At 70.2% G+C, this 5,028-nt stretch carries 6 protein-coding genes; 5 read left to right on the top strand and 1 reads right to left on the bottom strand.

Annotation, left to right across the window (positions count from 1 at the left end; all coding sequences use genetic code 11):
* The 4 genes from ACFWYW_RS58820 to ACFWYW_RS58805 all read left to right on the top strand — a co-directional run.
* A partial coding sequence (locus tag ACFWYW_RS58820) for a hypothetical protein (protein ID WP_379641459.1) occupies nt 1-349 on the top strand: 349 nt, incomplete at its 5' end.
* Between the two features lie 11 nt (nt 350-360).
* On the top strand, nt 361-738 hold the full coding sequence (locus ACFWYW_RS58815) for a hypothetical protein (protein ID WP_379627883.1): 378 nt from the start codon (nt 361-363) through the stop codon (nt 736-738).
* On the top strand, nt 728-1,303 hold the full coding sequence (locus tag ACFWYW_RS58810) for a hypothetical protein (protein WP_379627885.1): 576 nt from the start codon (nt 728-730) through the stop codon (nt 1,301-1,303). The genes ACFWYW_RS58815 and ACFWYW_RS58810 overlap by 11 nt, the downstream gene beginning before the upstream one ends.
* 822 nt (nt 1,304-2,125) lie before the next feature.
* Nucleotides 2,126-2,647 (top strand): glycosyltransferase, encoded by a 522-nt coding sequence (locus ACFWYW_RS58805; RefSeq protein WP_379627893.1) that lies wholly within the window; start codon nt 2,126-2,128, stop codon nt 2,645-2,647.
* Between the two features lie 63 nt (nt 2,648-2,710).
* Here the strand turns inward: ACFWYW_RS58805 and ACFWYW_RS58800 are convergent, their stop codons facing one another.
* Complete coding sequence (locus ACFWYW_RS58800) at nt 2,711-3,097, bottom strand: hypothetical protein (RefSeq protein ID WP_379627887.1); 387 nt, start codon at nt 3,095-3,097, stop codon at nt 2,711-2,713.
* Between the two features lie 285 nt (nt 3,098-3,382).
* Between ACFWYW_RS58800 and ACFWYW_RS58795 the strand changes: the two genes are divergently transcribed.
* Entirely contained in the window at nt 3,383-4,111 is a 729-nt protein-coding gene (locus tag ACFWYW_RS58795; RefSeq protein ID WP_379627889.1) for an ATP-binding protein, read from the top strand.
* The last annotated feature ends 917 nt before the right edge of the window (nt 4,112-5,028 follow it).

The following is a 5,028-nucleotide window of genomic DNA, read 5'->3' as shown; positions in this document are numbered from 1 at the left end:
GTCTGCGGGCGGCGTGACAGCACCCCGCCGCCCGCAGACCCCTCTCCGCAACCAAGCCACCACCACATCAGGAGACATGCCCATGCCCCACAGCAAGCGCCGAGCCGCCCGCGTTCTCGCCTTCCTCCTCGCCGGATTCGTGCTCGTGGCCCGTGAGCTGCGCATCTTCCTGTCCGTCAACGTTCTGATCTTCGTGGCTGTCCTCGCGTGGCGGGTCATTGTCGGGCCCATTCCTCTGCCGGCCCTGGTCGTGATCACCGCCTGTTACCTGCTCACCCTGGGTGGCTTGCTCGTGCCGCTCGTCCAACGGGCTCGCGATCAGTTCCGTCGCCTGGCGTCACGACCGTAGGAGCCTCGGGCATGCCTTCGCACGTAGACTCCGACTTTGCCGAGCTCAAAGCACTGTTGTTCCCCGACCCTGACACCGTGTTCCCGGATGTCTGGTACACCCCGCTCTGGCAGGAACGATTCCGGCTGCTGGCCACCATCGGCGTGAGCTTTGGCAGCCTCAACTACCTCGCCGTCAAACTCGGCCTCGACCCGATCCCCTCCGACGCCTGGGGGCCCCGCAACGTGTCGCTGGTCTGCTGCGCGGTCCTGCGCATCCTCAGATTCGGCCTGGACTTCGAGACGACCCCGGTCACCGCCGAGCGGCTTGCCGCACCCGACGAATCACTCGATCCACCGCCCAACCCTCGTTCCCTGCCTGCCGGGAAGGTCCACCGCTATGGCCGATAACTCGATCAAGGCCATGCTTCTGCCCGACTACGACCCCGACAACCGCCCACCCCTCGGCGTCTGGTCCAGCGAGCACTGGCAGAAGTGTTTCGACTACCTCGCGCGCCACGGCGTCACCTTCGACGAACTCACCGACGCCGCCGAGATCCTCGATCTTCCCGAAATCCCGGTCACCACATGGGGGCAAGATCGCGTCACCATCGCCGCGCTGGCCAACCTCAAGAGGCAAGCTGATCACGCGTTGCTGGCCGTCGAGATGAGCCGCCGCACAGGCACCTTCTACGAACTCCTCATCGATGTCACCCGGCCCCGGCCTCACGACACTGCGGACTTCTGGGAGCCCTGGCTACGCGAGCTGCTGCCCGACTCCGACACCGAGCCGCCGCCCGATTTCCCAGACGTCTGGTTCACCGACCTGTGGCGGGCCCGCCTGCGCGAACTGGCCGCCAACGACGTCCCGCGCGAGGACTTCAACCGCCTCACCGCCCGGCTCGACATCCCCGCCGTCCCCGAGCGCGCATGGGCTCAAGCCGTCCAACGCGACGACCCCGACCCGTCTGGCTGAGCACCCCGCACGAACCCCCGGCCTCGCGACACAACCGCACAATATGATCATGAACCCCAAACCACGCCACACCTGCCCAGGCCCCCACTGGTGCGGCCTGGACGGATGCCTACGCGCCTGCCCCAACGACCAGTGCGCCACCTGCTTCCCGCCGCTGCCCGGCCTGCCCGCCGCTGCCCGGCCTGCCCGGCCTGCCCGGCCTGCCCGGCCTGCCCGGCCAGCCCGCGAGCGAGGGCGGCCGTGTCCGCCGTCTGGTTGCTTGGCTGCGGCGGGGGTTGGCGCGTCTGACCCGTCACATCCCCTGAGGAGAGGGGAGGCGGTTGCCTGCCCTCCCGCCCGGCTTGCCCACACGCGAAAGAGTCCACCCCGGACGCCTGCCGGGGTGGACTCTTTCGCGTGTGTGGGCCTCTGCACGTCCCTGCGGTGGGTGGGCCTGTGACGGACGAGCGGGCCGGGTGGCCGGGAAGAAGTCCAGGGCGGGCCGAGGGGTGGTGGTCGTGGACGACTCCGCCGCACGGGTGCGGGTACGTGATCGTGTTGACGTACCGACACGTACCGGCACAACGGCTACGGGACTGGGCACGATGGTTACCCTTGCTTCAACGCCCCGCCTGGCTTCCTCATTCGCCCGCCAGGCGGGGTCCCTATGTGCAGGGGCTATCGGCGCTGAGCTGCGGTGTTGGCCAAATTTTCGTGATCATCTTCCGCCGCCCGCTATCCGCAAAGTGATCTTGAAACACGCGGAGCCCTGTTCGGTCAAGGAAGCATGTAGTGGCAGCAGGTGTCTCAAGGCGCCGGTGACGTGGGGAGAGCTCACAGGCCATTGACAGGGCCAATCGGCGAGTGGATTGCCTGCGTGATGAGGCCAGTTGGGGTCAGCCGCACCGGCTGACCATCATCGGCACGGGTCCTGAGGAGAAAGCACTTCACGAGCGGATCCGCTCCCTCGGCGTCCGGGACCGGGTGGCGTTTGCGCCGTTCCTGCCCCGCCAGGAACTGTGGCAGCGTCTGCACGGGTTTGATGCCTTTGTGTTCACGACATCCGGCTCGGAGGCGTTCGGCCTGGTGGCCATCGAGGCGCAGGCCCACGGCCTCCCCGTCGCCCACTCCAACATTGCCGGAGTGGCGGAGCCCCTGGGACACGTCGGTACCCCGTTCACGGCAGGTGACCTGGCGAGCCTGGCGTTCGGGCTCGATCAGCTGGCCGGCGATGTGTACTGGCGCAAGGCTCTGATCCGCGCCGGGCTGGACAACGCCCGCAGGCACGACATCACCCACACCGCCGGGCAGTTGGCCGACCTGACCACCAAGGTCGCCTCCGCCCCGGGTACGGCCAGCGGATGAAGGAGCAGGCCCAGCAGCGCTCGAAGAATGTGCCTATATGGAACGTTCGACTCAAATGTCGAGCTAGCAGACTGTCAGGGCACGCTGGTCTCGTGCCGGGTAGGTGGCCAGCGTCTCGGCGGTGAGTAACTTGACCGGCTGGGTGTCGTAGATGCGGGCCAGCAGCCGGAGTGTGGGGACGGAGGGTCGCCGGCCTGCGTGGGGCCAGTTCTCGTGGTCGTAGAGGCGGGACTCGCGTAGGCCGGCGCCGGTGGTTCCGGTGAGCCGGTGAAAGGCTTCGATGGTTTGGGCGGCGGTGAGTCCGGCGGCGTAGCGGTGGAGGCGGAGTGGGGTGGCGGGGTGGTCGAGGGCGAGGATGAGGGTGATCTGGTCGGTGGTGAAGCCGTGCTGGCGGAGGTAGCGGCTGCGGCGGCGGCAGTCGAGGAGTGTTTGGTATCCGGTACCGGACATGGCCTGATGTCCCTTCCGTTGGCGCGTGCTTGTGCGCGGCGGGCCCCTGTGCGGTCGGGGTTGGGGGACGGTAGGCGGTCTTGTGGGAGGGGCTCCAGTCTGGGTGTGGGGTGGTCGACGTGCCGATCGTGGTGGCTACGGCGGGCGTCGTGGTGGTGTTGCCGCAGGCCGGGGCGGTGCGGGTGTGTGGGGCGGTTTGGGGGTGTGATTCGGGCGTGAAGGTGGGTGATGGTGCTGGCCGCTCCCGGCATCGGGCCGGGACGCGGACCGGAAGGGACACCTGTCATGGACACCCGCACGCAGCACACGAGCCTGGTCGCGCTGAGCAGCCCTCTCACTTCGCCGGCCTCCCCCCGTCACTGGCAAGAGCCGGCCGGCGAGGAGTTCCCGGATCTGGCGCCGGGCCTGATGATGTCCACACTCCGGGCCGCGCGTTTGTGGGGCGGGATGGCGTGGCGGCGGGCGTTCCCCGGACGGGGCGATCAGTCGGCGGTCGCCCGCCGGATGGTGGGCCAGCTGCTGGCTGACACCGCTCGGGTGGAGGATGCGGTGTGGGTGACGGCCGAGCTGGTCAGCAACGCGCTGCGGCACACCTGCTCGGGGCGGGAGCGGGGGTTCTTCGTGGTCGAGGTGCTGCGAGGGGCGGCGTCGGTGCGGATCGTGGTCTACGACTTGGGCGGCGGCCCGGTCCCGGACTTCTCGCGCACGCCCGGTCGGCTGCCGGAGGCTGAGGAGGGGCGGGGATTGGCGGGGGTGGCCAAGCTCGCGTCCCGAGTCGGGGCGGCGGGTGACGAGGTGACCGGGCACGCGGTCTGGGCCGAGCTGGCCCTCGACGGGCAAGCGACCAGCTCGGCCTCGGACGTCACGGCGGCCAGTAACTCGGCTGGGCACACGGGTGGCGTGCAAGAGCCGGGCGGTATCCGGGAACTGCTTCCGGCCGAAAGACCGGGCTCTGGCCGCCTGGAGGAGGGTGTCCGCTTGGACCCTTCCGCGGTTCTGTGGGAGGCGAGCTGAGGCGGGTGGCGGACCAGGTGTCCGCGTTCGGGCAGGAGCCGTGGGCGCAGGAGGCGCTCGCCGAGTTGCGCCGGGACTGGCCGGATTGGGCGTTTCTGGTGGTGGGTTACCGGTGGCTGGCGTTGCGCGGTAAGCAGCAGGTGGTCAGCGCGAGCGGGCCACGCGAGCTACGGCACGCGCTGCCACCCCGCCCTCCCAAGCGGCCCAGGCCACCTAAACCACCCAAGCCTGGCGAGATGCCCGAGCCGCCTGAGCCGCCTCCGGCTGAGTCGGCCCCGGTGCCTGTCTCGGCTTCGCGTGGTCCGGCCGGGCACGATGTGCCAGGGCACGGTCTGGTGCTGCCGACGTTGGCCGAGCTGCTGTACGGGGCGCCTGGAGTGAGCTGGACCAGGACGAGCACGCCACCCTCGACCACGCAGTCCACGTCCGGCGCACATGCGTGTGGGGCGGGTGGGGGTGATGGTGCCGGGGCGGGGCTGTGCGGCCCGGTGACGGCCGGTGGGCCGCCGTTGGGGGTGATGGCGGCGGAACGGTCGGTGACGGGCACGTGGGCCGTTGCGGGCGCAGTCGGGGCGCGGGTGGCGTGGTGGCAGGCCGGGTGGTGGCCCTGGGGCCGGGACCGCGACCGACCGCGACCTGGCCCGCGAGCAGGGGAAGCCGCTGCTTCGGCGAGCCGGGCCGGGTCTGCGGTGGGTGGTCGGCGGCGTCATGGCCGTCGTGTCCGGCCGAGGCCCGCAGCAGCCGCTCGACCGATCGCGGCCTGAAAACTGTGAAGGGGGCCGGGGTCGCGTGCCGGTGCGGGGGCCGGGACGGGGCTTGACATGTGGGTGCAGGTGGGCGTTGATACCGGTCCGCCCGCCCGCCCGGTGCGGAGGGGGTGCCGGGTGGGCGGGTGTAGGGGTGGGTTCGCCTCGTGT

This window comes from Nonomuraea sp. NPDC059023 (genome assembly GCF_042740095.1).
Lineage (GTDB): Bacteria > Actinomycetota > Actinomycetes > Streptosporangiales > Streptosporangiaceae > Nonomuraea.
The sequence above is the reverse complement of the archived record's forward strand: the minus strand, read 5'-3'. Positions and strand labels throughout refer to the sequence as shown.

Coding starts and splice junctions, on each gene's coding strand:
- ACFWYW_RS58815 (WP_379627883.1), top strand. CDS start 361: ATGCCTTCGCACGTAGACTCCGACTTTGCCGAGCTCAAAGCACTGTTG.
- ACFWYW_RS58810 (WP_379627885.1), top strand. CDS start 728: ATGGCCGATAACTCGATCAAGGCCATGCTTCTGCCCGACTACGACCCC.
- ACFWYW_RS58800 (WP_379627887.1), bottom strand. CDS start 3,097: ATGTCCGGTACCGGATACCAAACACTCCTCGACTGCCGCCGCCGCAGC.
- ACFWYW_RS58795 (WP_379627889.1), top strand. CDS start 3,383: ATGGACACCCGCACGCAGCACACGAGCCTGGTCGCGCTGAGCAGCCCT.